Annotated in this window: 17 protein-coding genes; 14 read left to right on the top strand and 3 right to left on the bottom strand. The window is 71.9% G+C overall.

Annotation, left to right across the window (positions count from 1 at the left end; all coding sequences use genetic code 11):
* The first annotated feature begins 61 nt into the window (after positions 1-61).
* The 3 genes from ACFC1X_RS29450 to ACFC1X_RS29440 all read left to right on the top strand — a co-directional run bounded on the left by ACFC1X_RS29450 (position 62) and on the right by ACFC1X_RS29440 (position 2,690).
* Positions 62-193 (top strand): hypothetical protein, encoded by a 132-nt coding sequence (locus ACFC1X_RS29450; RefSeq protein WP_376359099.1) that lies wholly within the window; start codon positions 62-64, stop codon positions 191-193.
* 77 nt (positions 194-270) lie between these two features.
* On the top strand, positions 271-1,323 hold the full coding sequence (locus ACFC1X_RS29445) for a 3-isopropylmalate dehydrogenase (RefSeq protein ID WP_376359096.1): 1,053 nt from the start codon (positions 271-273) through the stop codon (positions 1,321-1,323).
* A gap of 260 nt (positions 1,324-1,583) precedes the next feature.
* Positions 1,584-2,690: a branched-chain amino acid aminotransferase gene (locus tag ACFC1X_RS29440; RefSeq protein WP_376359093.1), complete on the top strand. Its 1,107-nt coding sequence runs from the start codon at positions 1,584-1,586 to the stop codon at positions 2,688-2,690.
* Positions 2,691-2,744: 54 nt separating this feature from the next.
* On the opposite strand, the gene ACFC1X_RS29435 is transcribed toward ACFC1X_RS29440, so the two are convergent.
* Positions 2,745-4,199 (bottom strand): cytosine permease, encoded by a 1,455-nt coding sequence (locus ACFC1X_RS29435; RefSeq protein WP_376359090.1) that lies wholly within the window; start codon positions 4,197-4,199, stop codon positions 2,745-2,747.
* A 145-nt stretch (positions 4,200-4,344) separates the two neighbouring features.
* Here ACFC1X_RS29435 and ureA point away from each other — a divergent pair, with 145 nt between their 5' ends.
* The 6 genes from ureA (at position 4,345) to ACFC1X_RS29405 (ending at position 11,796) form a co-directional block, all read left to right on the top strand.
* Entirely contained in the window at positions 4,345-5,094 is a 750-nt protein-coding gene (gene ureA / locus ACFC1X_RS29430) for an urease subunit gamma (protein WP_376359087.1), read from the top strand.
* On the top strand, positions 5,091-6,806 hold the full coding sequence (locus ACFC1X_RS29425; protein WP_376359084.1) for an urease subunit alpha: 1,716 nt from the start codon (positions 5,091-5,093) through the stop codon (positions 6,804-6,806). Before ureA ends, ACFC1X_RS29425 begins: the two co-directional genes overlap by 4 nt.
* 11 nt (positions 6,807-6,817) lie before the next feature.
* Positions 6,818-7,852 (top strand): agmatine/peptidylarginine deiminase, encoded by a 1,035-nt coding sequence (locus tag ACFC1X_RS29420; RefSeq protein WP_376359081.1) that lies wholly within the window; start codon positions 6,818-6,820, stop codon positions 7,850-7,852.
* An 18-nt stretch (positions 7,853-7,870) separates the two neighbouring features.
* Entirely contained in the window at positions 7,871-8,473 is a 603-nt protein-coding gene (locus tag ACFC1X_RS29415; protein ID WP_376359079.1) for a TetR/AcrR family transcriptional regulator, read from the top strand.
* A 303-nt stretch (positions 8,474-8,776) separates the two neighbouring features.
* Positions 8,777-10,381: a citramalate synthase gene (gene cimA, locus ACFC1X_RS29410; protein ID WP_376359076.1), complete on the top strand. Its 1,605-nt coding sequence runs from the start codon at positions 8,777-8,779 to the stop codon at positions 10,379-10,381.
* A 71-nt stretch (positions 10,382-10,452) separates the two neighbouring features.
* Positions 10,453-11,796, top strand: a complete 1,344-nt coding sequence (locus ACFC1X_RS29405; protein ID WP_376359073.1) for a hypothetical protein — start codon at positions 10,453-10,455, stop codon at positions 11,794-11,796.
* A 14-nt stretch (positions 11,797-11,810) separates the two neighbouring features.
* Here the strand turns inward: ACFC1X_RS29405 and ACFC1X_RS29400 are convergent, their stop codons facing one another.
* Positions 11,811-12,767 (bottom strand): DMT family transporter, encoded by a 957-nt coding sequence (locus tag ACFC1X_RS29400; protein WP_376359070.1) that lies wholly within the window; start codon positions 12,765-12,767, stop codon positions 11,811-11,813.
* Positions 12,768-12,854: 87 nt separating this feature from the next.
* On the opposite strand from ACFC1X_RS29400, the gene ACFC1X_RS29395 reads away from it, so the two are divergent.
* The gene (locus tag ACFC1X_RS29395) at positions 12,855-13,478 is read left to right on the top strand and encodes a TetR/AcrR family transcriptional regulator (protein WP_376359067.1); all 624 of its coding nucleotides are present in this window, start codon (positions 12,855-12,857) and stop codon (positions 13,476-13,478) included.
* Positions 13,479-13,482: 4 nt separating this feature from the next.
* Positions 13,483-14,034 carry a cysteine hydrolase family protein gene (locus ACFC1X_RS29390; protein ID WP_376359064.1) on the top strand — a complete coding sequence of 184 codons (552 nt, stop codon included), beginning with the start codon at positions 13,483-13,485 and terminating at the stop codon, positions 14,032-14,034.
* On the opposite strand, the gene ACFC1X_RS29385 is transcribed toward ACFC1X_RS29390, so the two are convergent.
* Entirely contained in the window at positions 14,021-14,578 is a 558-nt protein-coding gene (locus ACFC1X_RS29385; protein ID WP_376359061.1) for a YceI family protein, read from the bottom strand. The genes ACFC1X_RS29390 and ACFC1X_RS29385 overlap by 14 nt on opposite strands.
* A gap of 173 nt (positions 14,579-14,751) precedes the next feature.
* Between ACFC1X_RS29385 and ACFC1X_RS29380 the strand changes: the two genes are divergently transcribed.
* The 3 genes from ACFC1X_RS29380 (at position 14,752) to ACFC1X_RS29370 (ending at position 19,059) form a co-directional block, all read left to right on the top strand.
* Positions 14,752-17,106: a polysaccharide lyase 8 family protein gene (locus ACFC1X_RS29380; RefSeq protein WP_376359058.1), complete on the top strand. Its 2,355-nt coding sequence runs from the start codon at positions 14,752-14,754 to the stop codon at positions 17,104-17,106.
* A gap of 154 nt (positions 17,107-17,260) precedes the next feature.
* A complete protein-coding gene (locus ACFC1X_RS29375; protein WP_376359055.1) occupies positions 17,261-18,844 on the top strand; it encodes an acyl-CoA carboxylase subunit beta in 1,584 nt (527 codons plus the stop codon).
* A gap of 17 nt (positions 18,845-18,861) precedes the next feature.
* On the top strand, positions 18,862-19,059 hold the full coding sequence (locus ACFC1X_RS29370) for an acyl-CoA carboxylase epsilon subunit (RefSeq protein ID WP_064729996.1): 198 nt from the start codon (positions 18,862-18,864) through the stop codon (positions 19,057-19,059).
* The last annotated feature ends 39 nt before the right edge of the window (positions 19,060-19,098 follow it).

Here is a 19,098-nt window from a genome sequence, read left to right as displayed (position 1 = left end):
CCGGCGTCTCTCCGTACCGCTCGCTCTCCGCGCTCCCTTAGTGCCGAAGGAGTCGATTCCCATGGCCGAGACGACCGTCCGCCGCCGAGTCCGCCACCTCTCCCGCAGCGCCGACTCCGACCGCAAGAACGCCGCGGCCGCCCTCCAGCGCGCCCTCGACCGCCGGGACAACGGCGGCGCCACCGGGCACTGAGCCACGGGCAGCAGGTGCGGCGTCCGCATGCCGGACGCCGCATGTCATCCCGTGGGACGAGGAGTAGGGTGCCGCACATGTCGGCAAGTTCTCGCAGCCTCAATCTCGCAGTGATTCCTGGTGACGGCATCGGCCAGGAGGTCGTGGCCGAAGGCCTGAAGGTCCTCTCCGCCGTCCTTCCGCAGGATGTGAAGCTGGAGACCAAGGAGTTCGACTTCGGCGCCCGGCGCTACCACGCCACCGGTGAGACCCTCACCGACGCCGACCTCGACGCCCTCAAGGGCCACGACGCCATCCTGCTCGGCGCCATCGGCGACCCGACGGTGCCGTCCGGCGTCCTGGAGCGCGGCTTCCTGCTCAAGCTCCGCTTCGCCTTCGACCACCACGTCAACCTGCGGCCGTCCAAGCTGCTGCCGGGTGTCGCCACCCCGCTCGCCGGACAGCCGGAGATCGACTTCGTCGTCGTCCGCGAGGGCACCGAAGGCCCCTACACCGGCAATGGCGGCACCATCCGCAAGGGCACCGAGCACGAGGTCGCCACCGAGGTCTCCGTCAACACGGCCTACGGTGTCGACCGCGTCGTCCGCGACGCCTTCGCCCGCGCCCAGGCCCGCCCCCGCAAGAAGCTCACGCTGGTCCACAAGAACAACGTGCTGACCTTCGCGGGCCACCTGTGGACGAACGTCTTCAACAAGGTGGCCGAGGAGTACCCCGAGGTCACCACCGACTACATCCACGTCGACGCCGCCACGATCTTCCTGGTCACCCAGCCCGAGCGGTTCGACGTCATCGTCACCGACAACCTCTTCGGCGACATCATCACCGACCTCGCCGCGGCCGTCTCCGGCGGCATCGGCGTCGCCGCCAGCGGGAACATCAACCCGTCCGGCGACTTCCCCTCGATGTTCGAGCCGGTGCACGGCTCCGCGCCCGACATCGCCGGCCAGGGCAAGGCCGACCCGACCGCCACGGTCCTGTCCGTCGCCCTGCTCCTGCGCCACCTCGGGTACGAGGGCGAGGCGGCCCGGATCGAGGAGGCCGTCGCCACGGACCTCGGCGAGCGCGGTGACCTGCCCGCACGGAGCACCTCAGAGATCGGCGACGCGCTCGCCGTACGAGTAGCCGGCTGATCCGGCGCACTCGAAATCCAACCATTCGAAGCCGCCGGGTCCGAGAAACAAGGCACCCGGCGGCTTTCTCCTGCGTCCGCCAGGTGCGACCATCAGACCCTGGGCCGCATTCACCCCGTTTCATCCGTCACCGGCCGCGCGCGATAATCGAACGCGAAGCCGCGACATGAGGGAATGCTCGGACGTCCTAGCACCGGCCACCGGCCGTACGGGCGTGACAGCGGCCCGTCACACATCAAACCGGTGAAGGACATCAACCCATGACGACGCGCACGATCGAGCTCAAGCCCTCCGCCAACCCGCTCTCCGACGCGGAGCGGCAGGCGATTCTGGCCAACCCCGGGTTCGGCCGCCACTTCACCGACCACATGGTGACGATCAAGTGGACCGAGGGCCGCGGCTGGCACGACGGTCAGCTCGTCCCGTACGCCCCGCTCTCCCTCGACCCGGCCACGATGGTCCTGCACTACGCGCAGGAGATCTTCGAGGGCCTGAAGGCCTACCGCCGGCCCGACGGGAGCGTCGCCACCTTCCGGCCGGAGAAGAACGGCCGCCGCTTCCAGGCGTCCTCGCGCCGCCTCGGCATGCCCGAGCTGCCGGTGGAGACGTTCATCGAGGCGTGCGACGCGCTGGTCCGCCAGGACCAGGACTGGGTCCCGGCGCACGGCGGCGAGGAATCCCTCTACCTGCGCCCCTTCATGATCGCCACCGAGGTCGGCCTGGGCGTCAAGCCGGCCGGCGAGTACCTCTTCCTGGTCATCGCCTCCCCGGCCGGCGCCTACTTCCCCGGCGGCGTCAAGCCGGTCTCCATCTGGGTCTCCGAGGACCGCGTCCGCGCCGTCCCCGGCGGCATGGGCGACGCCAAGACCGGCGGCAACTACGCCGCGTCGCTGCTCGCGCAGGCGGAGGCGGCGGCCAAGGGCTGCGACCAGGTCTGCTACCTCGACGCGGTCGAGCACCAGTGGGTCGAGGAACTGGGCGGCATGAACCTGTACTTCGTGTACGGCGCTGAGTCCAATTCAAAGCCTGTGATCGTCACCCCGTCCCTCACCGGTTCCATCCTGGAGGGCGTCACCCGCGACTCCCTGCTCACCGTCGCCCGCGACCTCGGCTACGAGGCGGAGGAGGGCCGCGTCTCGGTCGAGCAGTGGCAGCGCGACTCGGAGAACGGCACCCTCACCGAGGTCTTCGCCTGCGGGACCGCGGCCGTGATCACGCCGGTCGGCACGGTGAAGCGGGCCGGGGCCCAGTGGCAGCAGAGCGGGGGCGAGCCGGGTGAGGTGACGACGCGTCTGCGTACGGCGCTGCTGGACATCCAGCGGGGTACCGCCGAGGACAAGCACGGCTGGATGCACCGGCTGGCCTGAGGCACCCCGCGTGGGGGCGGGCCTCGCCGGGGGCTCCGCCCCCGGACCCCCGGCCTATGCCCGCCCACCACCCGACTCGGTCGGAGAAGAGGCGGCCGTCGCGAGCTCCGTCCCGCTCGCCGCAGGCGCGACGGCACCCGGCACCGCGATCACGTACACCACCCCGCCCACAAGACCCGACAGCAGGAAGCTGCAGTCCACGCCGCCGGTCAGGGACAGCAGCGGGCCCTCGTACGACGGCAGGGACACGGCCAGGACGCCGACCGTCGCGCCCACCGCCCAGGCGGCCGTGGCGGGGACGTTCCAGCCGGCGCGGTACCAGTAGATCCCGCCCCGCGCGCGGCGGTTGAAGACCTGGAGCGCGTCGGCGTCGTACACCCCGCCGCAGCGGACCGAGCCGATCATCGTGATGACCGCCCACGGCGTGCCGATCGCCGTGAGCAGCAGCACGAACGACGTCATGGCCGACTGCGCGTCCCAGGCGTAGTGCCCCGCGAAGACGCAGGCCGTCGCGACGACGGCGACGGCACAGGTGGCGCGGGCGCGGGAGGCGCGCGGCAGGATGGCGTCCAGGTCCAGGCCCATCGAGTAGAGCATCAGCCCGGCGTTGCCCACCGAGCCCGCCGAGGCGGCCAGCAGCAGCGGGACCAGGTACCAGGTGGGGGCGGCGTCGACCAGCGGGCCCGCGTAGTCGAGGGCGGCACGGGCGGCGTACGCCGTGAAGGTGCCGAAGAGCTGCGGCACGAGCAGCCCCAGCATCAGCCCCAGCCAGGTCGCGTGCAGCACCCGGCGCGAGGAGAAGCGGGCCGGGGAGATGTAGCGGGTGTAGTCGCCGAGCAGCGTGATGAAGGCGATCGGCCCGGACAGTCCCGCGGCCACGGCGGCGAGCAGCCACGTCGGCCAGAAGCCGCCCAGCAGGTAGCCGCCGGCCTCGGGGAGCGCGGCGGTGGTGAAGTCGGGGGCGTAGGCGATCACGCCCAGGACCAGCAGGGCCGTCATGCCGTAGGCCAGCACCTTGGACATGGCGAGCAGCACCCGGTAGCCGTAGACCGCGCCCGCGACGGTCGCCGCGGCCAGCAGGCCGTAGACGACGGCGTACGCGGCCCCGCCCTGCGGGAGTCCGAAGAGGCGGCCGAGGACGCCCATCATCACGTCCCCGCCGATCCACACGGTCAGCGCGGTGTAGCCGAGGGCCAGCAGCAGCCCGACCACCGAACCCACGAGCCGCCCGCGCACGCCGAACTGGGCGCCGGACGACGTGGACAGGTTGGTGCCGGTGCGTAGCGAGACCAGCGCGAGCGGTGCCGTGAACAGCGTGCCGGCCACCGTGCCCGCCACCACCGCGCCGACCGACGCCCACCAGCCCAGGCCGAAGGACGGCGGCAGCCAGCCGAAGACGATCACGCCGAGGCAGAGGTTGGAGCCCAGCAGGATCGAGACGAGATCCCTGGGCCCGCTGGTGCGTTCCTCCTCCGGGATGGTGTCGACTCCGCGCTGTTCGATCGGCATGGCTGGTCTCCTTCGACGGCCGCCTGATGGTTTAGAGCGACGTTCAATGTGACGTCTTCCAGCGCCGTCCGTCAATGGTTCCGTTCAGCGAATGCTCGGTTTAGAGTGATGCTCTAACGTCTGGATGGCAAGGAGGTGCCGCGTCGTGAGACTGACCCCCACGGAACGTGACCGGCTGCTGCTCTTCGGGGCGGCCGAGCTGGCCCGGGCCCGCCGGAACCGCGGGCTCCGGCTGAACGTGCCGGAGGCGACCGCGCTGATCGCGGACACCGTGTGCGAGGCCGCCCGCGACGGCGCCCGTCTCGCCGAGGCCGTCGAGCGGGCCCGGTCCGTGCTCGGCCCGGACGACGTGCTGCCCGGCGTCGCGGACGTGGTCACCGAGGTGCACGTGGAGGCCGTCTTCGACGACGGCTCCCGGCTCGCGGTCGTCTCCGGCCCGATCGGGGGCGGGGGACTGGGCCCGGCGGGCCCGGGGGCCCTGCTGCCGGGACCCGACCACGCCGAACCCGAGGCGGCGCTCCGGCTGCCGGTCACCAACACCGCCACCGTGCCGGTCTCCGTGACCTCCCACTTCCACTTCTTCGAGGCCAACCCGCGCCTGGACTTCGACCGCGAGCGGGCCTACGGCATGCGCCTCGCCGTCCCCGCCGGGTCCTCGGTCCGCTTCGGGCCCGGCGAGAGCGCCGAGGTCGGCCTGGTGCCCATCGGCGGCCGCCGGATCGCGATCGGGTTCGCCGGACTGGTCGACGGACCGCTGGACGCACCGGGCGCCAAGGAGGAGGCCCTGCGGCGGGCGGCGGCCTGCGGATATCTGGGCACCCCCGGCACACCCGGCACCTCGGGCCACCCCGGCCCGTCCGCCCCACAGGAAACACCGGAAGGAGGCGTGCGATGAGCCGCTCCAAGGGACGCGAGATCAGCGAGTCGATCCACATCGACCCGTACGCCTACGCCGCCACCCACGGCCCCCGGGCCGGCGACCGGCTGCGCCTCGGCGACTCGGGGCTGGTGATCCGCGTCGAGTCCGACGCCCAGCTCCAGGGCGACGAGTTCCTGGCCGGATTCGGCAAGACCGCCCGCGACGGGCTGCACCTCAAGGCCGCCGCGGTGCGCGAGACCTGCGACGTCGTCATCAGCAACGTCGTCGTCATCGACGCGGTCCAGGGCATCCGCAAGGTGTCGATCGGCATCCGCGAGGGCCGCATCCACGCCATCGGCCGGGCCGGCAACCCCGACACCCTCGACGGCGTCGACGTGGTCGTCGGCACCGGCACGTCCATCGTCTCCGGCGAGGGCCTGATCGCCACCGCCGGAGCCGTCGACACCCACGTCCACCTGCTCTCCCCGCGCATCATGGAGGCGTCGCTCGCCTCCGGCGTGACGACGATCATCGGCCAGGAGTTCGGGCCGGTCTGGGGCGTCGGCGTCAACTCGCCCTGGGCGCTGAAGCACGCGTTCGGCGCCTTCGACGCGTGGCCGGTCAACATCGGGTTCCTGGGCCGGGGTTCCTCGTCCCACGAGGCACCGCTGATCGAGGCGCTGGCCGAGGGCGGCGCGTCCGGCTTCAAGGTGCACGAGGACATGGGCGCCCACACCCGTGCCCTCGACATCGCCCTGCGCGTCGCCGAGGAGCACGACGTGCAGGTCGCCCTGCACAGCGACGGCCTGAACGAGTGCCTGTCGGTGGAGGACACCCTCCGTGTCCTGGAGGGCCGCACCATCCACGCCTTCCACATCGAGGGCTGCGGCGGCGGACACGTCCCCAACGTGCTGAAGATGGCCGGCGTCCCCAACGTCATCGGCTCCTCCACCAACCCCACCCTGCCCTTCGGCCGGGACGCGGTCGCCGAGCACTACGGCATGATCGTCTCCGTCCACGACCTCAAGACCGAGCTGCCGGGCGACGCCGCCATGGCCCGCGACCGCATCCGCGAAGGGACCATGGGCGCCGAGGACGTGCTGCACGACCTCGGCGCCATCGGCATCACCTCCTCCGACGCGCAGGGCATGGGCCGGGCCGGCGAGACGGTCCGCCGCACCTTCGCCATGGCCGGGAAGATGAAGGCCGAGTTCGGCGCCCCCGACGACGACAACGACAACGAGCGCGTCCTGCGCTACATGGCGAAGCTGACCGTCAACCCCGCCATCGCCCACGGCCTCGCGCACGAGGTCGGCTCCATCGAGGTCGGCAAGCTCGCCGACATCGTGCTGTGGCGCCCGGAGTACTTCGGCGCCAAGCCGCAGCTCGTGCTCAAGGCGGGCTTCCCGGCGTACGGCGTGGTCGGCGACCCGAACGCGGCCACCGACACCTGCGAACCCCTGGTCCTCGGGCCGCAGTTCGGCGCGCACGGCGCCACCCCCGCCGAGATCTCCGTCGCCTTCGTCGCGCAGGCCGCCGTGGACCAGGGGCACGACACGATGCCCACCCGCCGCCGCCGGGTCGCCGTGCGCGGCACCCGCGGCATCGGACCGGCCGACCTGCGCCTGAACTCCCGTACCGGACAGGTCGACGTCGACCGGCGCACCGGCCTGGTCACCCTGGACGGCGACCCGCTGCGCTCCGAACCCGCCGAGTCCGTCTCCCTCAACCGCCTCTACTTCCTGTGAAGGTGCCCGCCATGACCCCTGCCGCCGACGGCTTCCGCATGCCCGCCGAGTGGGCCCCGCACGAACGCACCTGGATGGCGTGGCCGGGCCCCAACCCCACCTTCGAGGACCCCGGCGACCTGGCCGCCGCGCACATCGCCTGGGCCGGTGTCGCCCGCGCGGTGCGCCGCTTCGAACCGGTGACGGTGGTGTGCGGTCCGGGCCGGTCCGCCGAGGCGCGGGCGCTGCTCGGCGACGGCATCGACACCGTCGAACGGGAGCTGGACGACGCCTGGATGCGGGACATCGGCCCCACCTTCCTCACCGGACCGGACGGGCTGGCCGCCGTCGACTGGACCTTCAACGGCTGGGGCGCGCAGGAGTGGGCCCGCTGGGAGCACGACGCGAAGATCGGCGCGCACGTCGCCGACCTCGCGGGCGCCCGGACGTACACCTCGCCGCTCGTCAACGAGGGCGGCGGCATCCACGTCGACGGCGAGGGCACTGTGCTGCTCACCGAGACCGTGCAGCTCGGGCCCGAACGCAACCCCGGCTGGACCAAGGAGCGGGTCGAGGCGGAGATCCACGCGCACCTCGGCACCAGCAGGGCGATCTGGCTGCCGCGCGGCCTCACCGGCGACTACCCGCCGAACGGTTTCGGCACCCTCGGCCACGTCGACATCGTCGCCGCCTTCGCCGCGCCGGGCGTCGTCGTCGCCCACCACCAGCCGGACCCGGCCCACCCCGACCACGAGGTGACCAAGGAGGCCATCGGCGTCCTGCGCGCGGCCACCGACGCCCGGGGACGCCGCCTGGAGGTCGTCGAGGTGCCCGCCCCGACCGTCCTGGAGGCCGACGGCCACTGGGCCGACTACTCCTACATCAACCACTACCTGTGCAACGGCGGCGTCGTCCTGTGCGCCTTCGACGACCCGCGCGACGAGATCGCGGCCGGCATCTTCCGCCGCCTGCACCCTCGGCGGACGGTGACCCTGGTGGACGCGCGTACGATCTTCGCGGGGGGCGGGGGCATCCACTGCATCACGCAGCAGCAGCCGAGGATCTAGAGGATCTAGGAGCAGGACATGGCCGGTGGTGGGCGCAGACAGGCGCCGCCGCGTGAGGACGTGCTCGCCGCCGCCATGGAGATGATCGCCGAGCGCGGCCTGGAGAAGCTGACCATGGCGGCGCTCGGCCGCGAGGTCGGCATGAGCAGCGGCCACCTCCTGTACTACTTCCACTCCAAGGACGAACTGCTGCTGCGCACCCTGGAGTGGAGCGAGGGCCGCCTGGGCGTCGAACGCGGCCGGCTGCTCACCCGGCCCGGCACCGCCCGCGAACGCCTCCAGGAGTACGTCGACCTCTACGTCCCCGACGGCCACCGCGACCCGCACTGGACGCTGTGGCTGGAGGTGTGGAACCGCTCGCAGAACGCCGAGGACGACGCCCGCGACCGGCAGGCCGCCATCGAGGGCGCCTGGCACCGCGACCTGGTCGCCCTGCTCGCCGAGGGCGTCTCCCGCGGCGAGTTCCGCCGCGTCGACCCCGACCGGTTCGCGTCCCGGCTGCGGGCCCTCCTCGACGGCCTCGCCATCCACGTGGCGATCGGCCTGCGGGGGACGGACCGGGCGCAGGTACTCGCCCATGTCCGGGAGTTCCTGACGGACGGCCTCTTCACGGACGTCTGAGCTGGCCTGCTCGCATCCTGAGACGCCCGGTGAGCGGATGGACGGAATGTGCCAGACTGCCCCCGTGCTCTCGTTCGCCATGATTATTGGCAGCAGGCGCGCCGGTCCGCAGTGACCGCCACGTACGACCAGGTACGGGCGGACACCGTCGTCCTCGACCCGCGCGCAGACCTCTCGCACCCGCGAGGGGTTTTTCGTTTTCCTGGCCCACCCCAAGCCGGGAAGAGAGCGCGAGGGATCATAGACGGACGGTGGAACCGGTCATTCCGGTAGACCGAGATCCCATACAGGAGCCTTCAGATCATGACCGCACCCAGCGAACTAGACGATTCGTTCCACGTCTTCGACACCACCCTGCGCGACGGCGCGCAGCGCGAGGGCATCAACCTCACGGTCGCGGACAAGCTGGCCATCGCACGGCACCTGGACGACTTCGGTGTGGGCTTCATCGAGGGCGGCTGGCCCGGCGCCAACCCGCGCGACACCGAGTTCTTCGCCCGCGCCCAGCAGGAGATCGACTTCCGGCACGCCCAGTTGGTGGCCTTCGGCGCCACCCGCCGTCCGGGCGCGACCGCCGCCGAGGACCACCAGGTCAGGGCGCTCCTGGAGTCCGGCGCTCAGGTGATCACCCTGGTCGCCAAGTCCCACGACCGGCACGTGGAGCTGGCCCTGCGCACCACGCTGGACGAGAACCTGGCGATGGTGGCCGACACCGTCTCCCACCTGAAGGCCCAGGGCCGCCGGGTCTTCGTCGACTGCGAGCACTTCTTCGACGGCTACCGCGCCAACCCCGAGTACGCGAAGGCGGTCGTCCGCACCGCCTCCGAGGCGGGCGCCGACGTCGTCATCCTCTGCGACACCAACGGCGGCATGCTCCCGGCGCAGATCCAGGCCGTGGTCGCCACGGTGCTGGCCGACACCGGCGCCCGGCTCGGCATCCACGCCCAGGACGACACCGGCTGCGCCGTCGCCAACACCCTGGCCGCCGTCGACGCGGGCGCGACCCACGTCCAGTGCACGGCCAACGGCTACGGCGAGCGCGTCGGCAACGCCAACCTGTTCCCGGTCGTGGCCGCGCTGGAGCTGAAGTACGGCAAGCAGGTGCTGCCCGAGGGCCGGCTGCGCGAGATGACCCGGATCTCGCACGCCATCGCCGAGGTCGTGAACCTCACCCCCTCCACCCACCAGCCCTACGTCGGTGTCTCCGCCTTCGCGCACAAGGCCGGCCTGCACGCCTCCGCGATCAAGGTCGACCCCGACCTCTACCAGCACATCGACCCCGAGCTGGTCGGCAACACCATGCGGATGCTGGTCTCCGACATGGCCGGCCGCGCCTCCATCGAGCTGAAGGGCAAGGAACTCGGCGTCGACCTCGGCGGCGACCGCGAACTGGTCGGCCGGGTCGTCGAGCGGGTCAAGGAGCGCGAGCTGGCCGGCTACACGTACGAGGCCGCCGACGCCAGCTTCGAACTGCTGCTGCGCGCCGAGGCCGAGGGCAGGCCGCTCAAGTACTTCGAGGTCGAGTCCTGGCGCGCGATCACCGAGGACCGCCCCGACGGCACCCACGCCAACGAGGCCACGGTCAAGCTCTGGGCCAAGGGCGAGCGCATCGTCGCCACCGCCGAGGGCAACGGCCCGGTCAACGCCCTGGACCGGTCCCTGCGCGTGGCGCTGGAGAAGCTCTACCCGGAGTTGGCCAAGCTGGACCTGGTCGACTACAAGGTCCGCATCCTGGAGGGCGTGCACGGCACCCAGTCCACGACCAGGGTCCTCATCTCCACCAGCGACGGCACGGGGGAGTGGGCCACGGTGGGCGTCGCGGAGAACGTCATCGCGGCCTCGTGGCAGGCCCTGGAGGACGCGTACACGTACGGGCTGCTGCGGGCCGGGGTGACGCCCGCGGCGTGACCCGGTCTCCCGCCGCGAATTTCCGACCCGCACTTATGTCTGATTGAGGTGTGTTCGGGTACTTTCGAGGTATGAAGGGCGTTCGCGTTCAAGTCCTCCTACGCCTCCTGATCGCGCCGGTCATCGCCGCGCTGGCGGTGCTGATGGCCGGTGCGCCCGGCGCGCAGGCCGCCACCGACGTCTCCGAGATCGGGGCGGCCCTGCGCGAGAGTCCCGTGTACGTCGACCCGGCCGCCTCCGGCCTGCTCTCCGACGCGGACGCCGACGCGCTCGCCGACAAGATCGAGGACGCGGGCGAACCGGTCTTCGTGGCGGTCCTCCCGGCCGACTACCCGACGGACAACCTCTTCCAGAACCTGCGCACCGAGACCGGCATCACCGGCCTGTACGGCGTTCGCCTCGGCGACGAGTTCGACGCCCGCGCCGACAGCAGCGTGCTGAGCCGCCAGGGCGTGAACAACCTGGTCACGGCGGCGCAGGGCGCGGGCGACACCAAGGCCCAGCTCAACGACTTCGTCGACGACGCGCTGCGCAGCGTGCGCGGCTCGTCCCCCTCCTCCTGGGACTCCGGCGGCGCCACCGTGCCGACCGGCGCCCTGATCACCGCGGGCGCGGTCGTCGCGGCCGGCGGCGCGGGCGCCTACGCGATCGCCCGGCGCAACCGGCTGCGCCGCGAGGAGGAGCAGCGACAGGCCCTGGAGCGGCTGCGGGTGGTGGTCGACGAGGACATCACGGCGTTCGGCGAGGAGCTGGACCGCCTGGACTTCCACCCTGGGGAACCGGGCGCCGACGACGCGATGCGCACGGACTACGAACAGGGCCTCGACGCGTACGAGCAGGCCAAGACGTTCATGGGCAACGCCCGCAAACCCGAGGACGTGCGGGCGGTCACCCAGTCGCTGGAGGACGGCCGCTTCTCGCTGGCGCGGCTCGCCGCCCGCCGTGAGGGCCGGCCGCTGCCCGACCGCCGCCCGCCCTGTTTCTTCGATCCGCGCCACGGCCCGTCCGTCGCCGACGCCACCTGGACCCCGCCGGGCAGCGCCACCCGCGAGGTGCCGGTCTGCGCGGCCGACCAGGCCCGGTTGTCCGACGGCCTGGACCCGATGGTCCGCGAGGTGGACACCGACCAGGGCCGCCGCCCCTACTGGGACGCGGGCCCGGCGTACGGCCCCTGGGCGGGCGGCTACTTCGGCGCCGGCATCCTGCCCGGCCTGCTGGTCGGCACCATGCTGGGCAGCATGATGGCCGGCCCGGCCTACGGCGCCGGATACGGCGACGGCTACGGCGACTTCGGCGGCCACGAGGGCGGCGACGTCTCCGGCGGCGACTTCGACTCCGGCGACTTCGGGGGCGGGTTCGGCGACTTCGGCGGAGGCGGCGGATTCGGCGGCGGGGACTTCGGCGGCGGATTCTGAGCGGGAGACCGTGGTCACCGGGAGGCCACCCGCACGTTCGCGCGGCCCGCGTCCCGATGTGTCACGTCGGTCTCCTCGGCCCGTTCCACCCGCGCCGCCCGTGAGGGTTTCGCCCCGCGCCGCACGACGACCACCGCCGCGAGGCCGACCGCCAGACCCACGGCCGTCTGCGGCCCGAAGTGCTCGCCGAACATCAGGGCGCCCCACACGGCGGTGACCGGTGCCATGAGGAACATCAGGGTGTTCACCTCGGTGACACCGGACCGGCGCATGATCAGCCAGTACAGCCCGTAGCCGCCGAACGTCGGCAGCACCACGAGCCACGCCGTCGCCAGCCAGAAGGACGAGTCGGCGGGCGGCGCGGCGGCCCCGGCGCCGACGGCCAGGCCGGAGAAGAGCACGGCGCTGGTCACGCAGTGGATCGTCAGCGCGGCCCGGGGCGCGACCGCGGCCCGCGACCGGCCCTCCAGGAAGGTGGCCGCCACCAGCGACAGCATGCCGAGGAAGGGCACGAAGTACGCCCACCACGGCACGTCCGCACCGGCCGCCGCGGCATCGGCCGTCGTCACCGTGGCGACACCGGCCAGCCCCAGCCACAGTCCGAGCCACTGCCGGCGCGAGACGTACTGCCGCAGCAGGGGACCGGCGAGCGCGCCGGCGACCAGCGGCTGCACGCCGTCGATCAGGGCGGTGGTGCCGCTGGAGACACCGAGCTGGATGGCGTAGTAGACGCTGAGCAGGTAGCCGCTCTGCGACAGGGCGCCGACCGCGACCTGCCGGCCGGCCTCCCGGCGCGTCAGCCCGCGCCACGCCTCGCGTGAGACGGCCGCGACAGCGATCAGGACCAGGGCGAGCGGCACGAAGCGCCACATCAGGAGCGTCGTCGCGTCCGCGGTCCCGGCGCCGAGCTTGGCGCCGATGAAACCGGAGCTCCAGCACAGGACGAACGCGATCGAGAGCAGGGCGTTCACGAGGAACCCACCTTCCCATCTCGATGAGTAGACAGATCGGTTTACTCGTCTTGGGTGCCCACTATACAGATCTGTATACTTCTTGGCATGGAGCCTGTGCAGAAGAAGCCGCACCGCGTCCGCATGACACCCGGTGCGCGACGTGTCCTGGAGGCGGCCGAGCGGCTGTTCTACGAGCGCGGCATCCACGCCGTGGGCGTGGACCTCATCGCCGCCGAGGCGGGGGTCACCAAGAAGACGCTCTACGACCGGTTCGGCTCGAAGGAGCAGATCGTCGTGGAGTACCTGGCCGGTCGTGACGAGCGCTGGCGGGAACTCCTCGCCGGCCGCCTCGAAGCGGTCGCGGGACAGGGGCCGGACGCACGGGTCCTGGCGGTCTTCGAGGCGTCGCGCGCGTGGGCGGGGGAGTACGGCGCCAAAGGGTGCAGCATGATCAACGCGCACGCCGAGATCAGCGACCCGTCCCACCCGGCGTATCCGGTCATCACCGGGCAGAAGCGGTGGATGCTCGACCTCTTCACCGGCCTCGCCCGGGAGATCGACGCGGCCGGGGCGGACCGGCTGGCGCGCACGCTGATGCTGCTGCACGAGGGCGCGCTGGTCGCACACGGCGTGGGGGTCTTCCCGGACCCGTTCGGCCATGCCCTGGACCGGGTGCGGGAGCTGCTGGGAAATGCGGAGGCGGCCGGCGGTCCCGCGTCGCTACGGTGAGCCCATGCCGACCCGCAGCGCACTCCTCGTGATCGACATGCAGAACGCCACGGTCGCCATGGCGCACCGGGCCGCCGAGACGGTCGCCGCGATCGCGGGCCTCGGCGAGCGGGCCCGCGCCGCCGGGGTGCCGGTGGTGACGGTCCGGCAGCGGGACGAGGACATGGTGTTCGGCACCGAGGGCTGGCGGGTCGTGCCCGAGCTGGCACCGCGCGAAGGCGAGCCGGTCGTCGACAAGACGACCCCGGACAGCTTCCTGGACACCGATCTCGACGCGCTGCTGCAGCGGCTCGGCGTCACCGAGGTGATCGTGACCGGGTTCGCCACCGAGATCTGCGTGGACACCACGGCACGGCAGGCCCTGAGCCGGGGGTACGACCTGGTCGTCGTCGCCGACGGGCACACCACGTCGGTCCGGGGCCCCGAGGACGACGGTGATCTGATGCCGGCGGACCGTTCCGTCGCCCAGTACAACGCGATCTACCGGACGATCGGCTGGCCCGGCCGGCGTGTCCGCCTCCGGGCCGCCGCCGACGTGGACCTCAGCCCTGCTTGATCGCCGAGATGTCGAAGTTCAGCTTGATCTTGTCGGAGACCAGGACGCCACCCGTCTCCAGGGTCGCGTTCCAGGTGAGCCCCCACTCCGAGCGCTTGATCTCGGCCTTGCCCTCGAAGCCGACGCGCTCGTTGCCGAAGGGGTCCTTGGCCGCGCCGTTGAACTCCAGCTCGATGGCGAGCGGCTTGGTGGTGCCGAGGATCGTGAGGTCGCCCGTGATGCGGTAGTCGTCGCCGCCGAGGGACTCCGCACCGGTGGAGCGGAAGGTCATCGTCGGGAACTCGTCCGTCTTGAAGAAGTCCGAGCTCTTCAGGTGGCCGTCGCGGTCCGGGGACCCCGTGTCGATGCTGTCCATCGTGACGTCCAGGGACGCCGTGGAGCGGCTCGGGTCGCCGCCGTCCAGGTGTAGCGTGCCGCTGAAGTCGAGAAACTTGCCCTTGACGTTGGTGACCATCGCGTGGCGCGCGGTGAAGCCGATCGTGGTGTGGGCGGGGTCGATCGTGTACTCGCCGGTCAGGGTGGCGAGGTCGGGGGTGCTGGTCATGATGTCCTCCGGGGGGTCTGGACGCTTGATGTTGAATGTTCAACCAATTCAACGGTGCCGACTCTAGCCCTATTCCGTTCAACATTCAACGGATGTGGGCGGCGTGTCGCCGCATGTTCACCCGGACGGCCGCGAAGACGTAGCGCCCTGGACGACGGGGAAGGGTCATGAGCATGACCTCCACGTGGCCGCACGTCCCCCGCACCGGCGCCGGACCGACCCGCCGCTCCCTCCTCCTGACGGCCGCCGTGGCCGCCGCGCTGCCCCCCGCTCTCGGGGGAACGCCCGCCGCGGCGGCCGCCGACCCCTACGACACCCTCCGCCGACGCTGGCTCGACATCGCCCTCGGCACCGGCTACGACCCGGCCGCCGAGCCGTACGCATCCCGCCTGGCGGAGACCGGCGAACGCGCCCGCGACCACCGCGCCACCATGGCGCCGACCCCCACCTCCCTGTGGCCCGGCCACCCCTTCGACCCGCCCGCCGGCATCACGTTCGCCTACGGCCGCCTGTGGACGATGACCGAGGCGTACGTGCAGCAGGGCACCGGCTCCACCGGCGACCCCGCGCTCCTCGCCGACATCCTGCGCGGCCTCGACCACCTGTCGGCCACCGTCTACCACCCCGGCACCACCCGCTACGGCAACTGGTGGGAGTGGCAGATCGGCAGCCCGCGCCTCCTGACGGACATCACGGCCGCCCTGTACGACCACTTGGGCGCCGACCGGGTCGCCGCCGCCTGCGCCGCCGTGGACCACTTCATCCCCGACGCGATGCTCCGCGACTACTCCGGCACCTCCACCGGCGCCAACCGCGTCGACCTCTGCCGCTCCGTCGCCCTGCGCGGCATCCTGGGCCGCGCGCCCGACAAGATCGCCCTGGCCCGCGACGCCCTCTCGCCGGTCTTCCCCTACGTCACCAAGGGCGACGGCCTCTACGCCGACGGCTCGTTCGTGCAGCACACCTGGGTCGCCTACTCGGGCACGTACGGCCAGGTCATGCTGGACGGCCTCGGCCGGCTGTTCACCCTGCTCGCCGGCTCGCAGTGGGAGGTGACCGACCCCGGCAGACAGATCGTCCTCGACAGCGTCGAGCACGCCTACGCCCCCCTCATCCACGACGGACTGGTGATGGACGCCGTCAACGGCCGTGCCATCAGCCGGGGTTACCTGGCCGGCGACGACCTGCACGTCATGCGCAGCGACCACTTCCACGGCCAGCAGATCATCGCCGCCATGGCCGTCCTCGCGGGCGGCGCGAGCGGGGCCGAGCGCGACCGCTGGTACGCGCGGATCAAGGGCTGGATCGAACGGGACACCGTCACTCCGGTCCTCACGGCACCCCAGTTCCCGGTCGCCGACCTGGCCCGGCTGCACGCGATCGCCGCCGCCCCCGTCGAGGCCGCGCCCGAGCCCACCGGGCACCGGCTCTTCGCGGCCATGGACCGCGCCGTCCACCGCCGCCCCGCCTTCACCGCGGGCCTCGCGATGGCCAGTGACCGCATCTCGTACTACGAGTGCGGCAACGGCGAGAACCCGCGCGGCTGGCACACCGGCGCGGGCATGCTCAGCTGGTGGGCGAACGGGAGGCCCTCCGACCAGTACACAGACTGGTTCTGGCCGACCGTCGACTGGTACCGGCTGCCCGGCACCACCGTCTCCACCAAGCGCCTGGCCGACCGGGCGGGCGGCGAGTGGGGCGCTCCCAAACCCGACGTGCGCTGGGTCGGCGGCACCACCGACGGCGCGTACGCGGCCGTGGGCCAGCACCTCAAGGGCCTCGGCTCGACCCTGGAGGCCCGCAAGTCCTGGTTCTTCCTCGACGACGAGGTGGTCTGCCTCGGCGCCGGCATCACCTGTACGGACGGGGTCCCGGTCGAGACGGTCGTCGACAACCGCAACCTCGGCGAGGGCGGCACCCAGGCCCTCGTGCGGGGCCGGGACTGGGCCCACCTGGAGGGCCACGGCGGCTGGATCGTGCCCGGGGGCGGCCTGCGGACCCTGCGCGAGGATCGCACCGGCGCCTGGTCCGACATCAACACCACCAGCACCACCGAGCGCCGCACCCGCCGCTGGCAGACCCTCTGGCTGGACCACGGCACCGACCCCTCCGACGCCGACTACGTCTACGTCCTCATGCCCGGCGCCTCCAGGGGCGCGGTCGCCCGCCGCGCCGCCGACCGCCGCAGGGTGCGGGTCCTCGCCAACGACGACCGGCAGCAGGCGGTCGCCGTCCCCTCGCTCGGCCTCACCGCGGCGAACTTCTGGCGGGCCGGCGCAGTGGGCCCGCTCACCGCCACGGCCGGGGCCAGTGTGCTGGTCCGCCGCAAGGGCCGTACCGCTACCCTCTGCGTGAGCGAACCGCCGCGCTCCGGGGAGCCCCTGGAGATCGTCTGGGACCACCCGGTACGGGCCGCGGTGCGGTCCGACGAGATGGTCGAGATCCTGGCCACGGGCCGCCGTCTGCGCCTCCGCGTCACTCCAGGGGTGGTATGTACCACCCATGAATGTGAGGTGGCTCTCAGCTGACGGCTTTGTGCGACCCCTACAAGGGAGAGGCCCTCTGAGCAGTCGAAACGGCTGCATGGCGCAGGGGTTCTGTTCGGTGCTACCAGGAAAACACGCCGGAGACTGTACGGAGTCGACGGCTCGCATTCGTCGGTCGGCTTCGTAGAGTCGCTACATGACCGTTTTGGATGAGGCGCCGGGTGAGCCGACGGACGCGCGTGGGCGAGTGGCCGAACTGCACGAGATCCGTGCGCAGGCGCTGGCCGGACCGAGCGAGAAGGCTACGGCGGCGCAGCACGCCAAGGGCAAGCTGACGGCCCGTGAGCGCATCGAGCTGCTCCTGGACCCCGACTCCTTCCGCGAGGTCGAGCAGCTGCGCCGGCACCGGGCGACCGGGTTCGGCCTGGAGGAGAAGAAGCCGTACACGGACGGTGTCGTCACCGGCTGGGGCACGGTGGAGGGCCGCACGGTCTTCGTCTACGCCCACGACTTCCGCATCTTCGGCGGCGCGCTGGGCGAGGCCCACGCCACGAAGATCCACAAGATCATGGACATGGCCATCGCGGCCGGTGCCCCGCTGGTCTCCCTCAACGACGGCGCGGGCGCCCGCATCCAGGAGGGCGTCAGCGCGCTCGCCGGGTACGGCGGCATCTTCCAGCGCAACACCCGCGCCTCCGGCGTCATCCCGCAGATCAGCGTGATGCTCGGCCCGTGCGCGGGCGGCGCGGCCTACAGCCCCGCCCTCACCGACTTCGTGTTCATGGTCCGGGACACCTCGCAGATGTTCATCACCGGCCCGGACGTGGTCAAGGCCGTCACCGGCGAGGAGATCACCCAGAACGGCCTGGGCGGCGCGGACGTGCACGCCGAGACCAGCGGTGTCGCCCACTTCGCCTACGACGACGAGGAGACGTGCCTGGGCGAGGTCCGCTACCTCCTCTCCCTCCTCCCGCAGAACAACCGCGAGAACCCGCCGCGTTCCGAGTCCTCGGACCCGGTGGACCGCCGCTCGGACGTCCTGCTCGACCTGGTCCCGGCGGACGGCAACCGTCCGTACGACATGACCAAGGTGATCGAGGAGATCGTCGACGAGGGCGAGTACCTGGAGGTCCACGAGCGCTGGGCCCGCAACATCATCTGCGCCCTGGCCCGCCTCGACGGGCAGGTCGTGGGCATCGTCGCCAACCAGCCGCAGGCCCTGGCCGGCGTCCTGGACATCGAGGCCTCCGAGAAGGCCGCCCGCTTCGTCCAGATGTGCGACGCCTTCAACATCCCGATCATCACCCTTCTGGACGTACCCGGCTTCCTGCCCGGCGTCGACCAGGAGCACGGCGGCATCATCCGCCACGGCGCCAAGCTGCTCTACGCGTACTGCAACGCGACCGTGCCCCGGATCTCGCTCATCCTGCGCAAGGCGTACGGAGGTGCTTACATCGTCATGGACAGCCAGTCCATCGGCGCCGACCTCACCTACGCCTGGCCGACCAACGAGATCGCCGTCATGGGCGCGGAAGGTGCCGCGGGCGTCATCTTCCGCCGTCAGATCGCCGGTGCCGAGGACCCCGAGGCCATGCGGGCCCGCATGGTCAAGGAGTACAAGGCCGAGCTGATGCACCCTTACTACGCGGCCGAGCGCGGTCTGGTCGACGACGTCATCGACCCCGCCGAGACCCGCGAGGTGCTCGTCCAGTCCCTGGCGATGCTCCACACCAAGCACGCCGACCTGCCCTCCCGCAAGCACGGCAACCCGCCGCAGTGACCCGAGGAGCCACCGCCATGTCCACTCCCGACATCCGCGTCGAGAAGGGCCACGCCGAGCCCGAGGAGGTCGCCGCCATCACGGCCCTCCTCCTCGCCCGCGCCGCCGCCCGCCCCGCCGAGATCCCCCCGACCCACGGCGGCGGCCGCGTCCGCGCGGGCTGGCGCCGCCTGGAACGCGAGCCGGGCTTCCGCGCCCCGCACAGCTGGCGCTGACGCTGACCTGTAGATGCGAGCGAGGCCCCTCCGCAAGGA

This window comes from Streptomyces sp. NPDC056128, from assembly GCF_042263835.1.
Lineage (GTDB): Bacteria > Actinomycetota > Actinomycetes > Streptomycetales > Streptomycetaceae > Streptomyces.
This window is presented reverse-complemented; position numbering and strand designations above follow the sequence as displayed.

Bases quoted from the DNA above. Each gene is read 5' to 3' on its own strand.
- ACFC1X_RS29450 (WP_376359099.1), top strand. From the start codon at position 62: ATGGCCGAGACGACCGTCCGCCGCCGAGTCCGCCACCTCTCCCGCAGC.
- ACFC1X_RS29445 (WP_376359096.1), top strand. From the start codon at position 271: ATGTCGGCAAGTTCTCGCAGCCTCAATCTCGCAGTGATTCCTGGTGAC.
- ACFC1X_RS29440 (WP_376359093.1), top strand. From the start codon at position 1,584: ATGACGACGCGCACGATCGAGCTCAAGCCCTCCGCCAACCCGCTCTCC.
- ACFC1X_RS29435 (WP_376359090.1), bottom strand. From the start codon at position 4,199: ATGCCGATCGAACAGCGCGGAGTCGACACCATCCCGGAGGAGGAACGC.
- ACFC1X_RS29425 (WP_376359084.1), top strand. From the start codon at position 5,091: ATGAGCCGCTCCAAGGGACGCGAGATCAGCGAGTCGATCCACATCGAC.
- ACFC1X_RS29420 (WP_376359081.1), top strand. From the start codon at position 6,818: ATGACCCCTGCCGCCGACGGCTTCCGCATGCCCGCCGAGTGGGCCCCG.
- ACFC1X_RS29415 (WP_376359079.1), top strand. From the start codon at position 7,871: ATGGCCGGTGGTGGGCGCAGACAGGCGCCGCCGCGTGAGGACGTGCTC.
- cimA (WP_376359076.1), top strand. From the start codon at position 8,777: ATGACCGCACCCAGCGAACTAGACGATTCGTTCCACGTCTTCGACACC.
- ACFC1X_RS29405 (WP_376359073.1), top strand. From the start codon at position 10,453: ATGAAGGGCGTTCGCGTTCAAGTCCTCCTACGCCTCCTGATCGCGCCG.
- ACFC1X_RS29395 (WP_376359067.1), top strand. From the start codon at position 12,855: ATGGAGCCTGTGCAGAAGAAGCCGCACCGCGTCCGCATGACACCCGGT.
- ACFC1X_RS29390 (WP_376359064.1), top strand. From the start codon at position 13,483: ATGCCGACCCGCAGCGCACTCCTCGTGATCGACATGCAGAACGCCACG.
- ACFC1X_RS29385 (WP_376359061.1), bottom strand. From the start codon at position 14,578: ATGACCAGCACCCCCGACCTCGCCACCCTGACCGGCGAGTACACGATC.
- ACFC1X_RS29380 (WP_376359058.1), top strand. From the start codon at position 14,752: ATGACCTCCACGTGGCCGCACGTCCCCCGCACCGGCGCCGGACCGACC.
- ACFC1X_RS29375 (WP_376359055.1), top strand. From the start codon at position 17,261: ATGACCGTTTTGGATGAGGCGCCGGGTGAGCCGACGGACGCGCGTGGG.
- ACFC1X_RS29370 (WP_064729996.1), top strand. From the start codon at position 18,862: ATGTCCACTCCCGACATCCGCGTCGAGAAGGGCCACGCCGAGCCCGAG.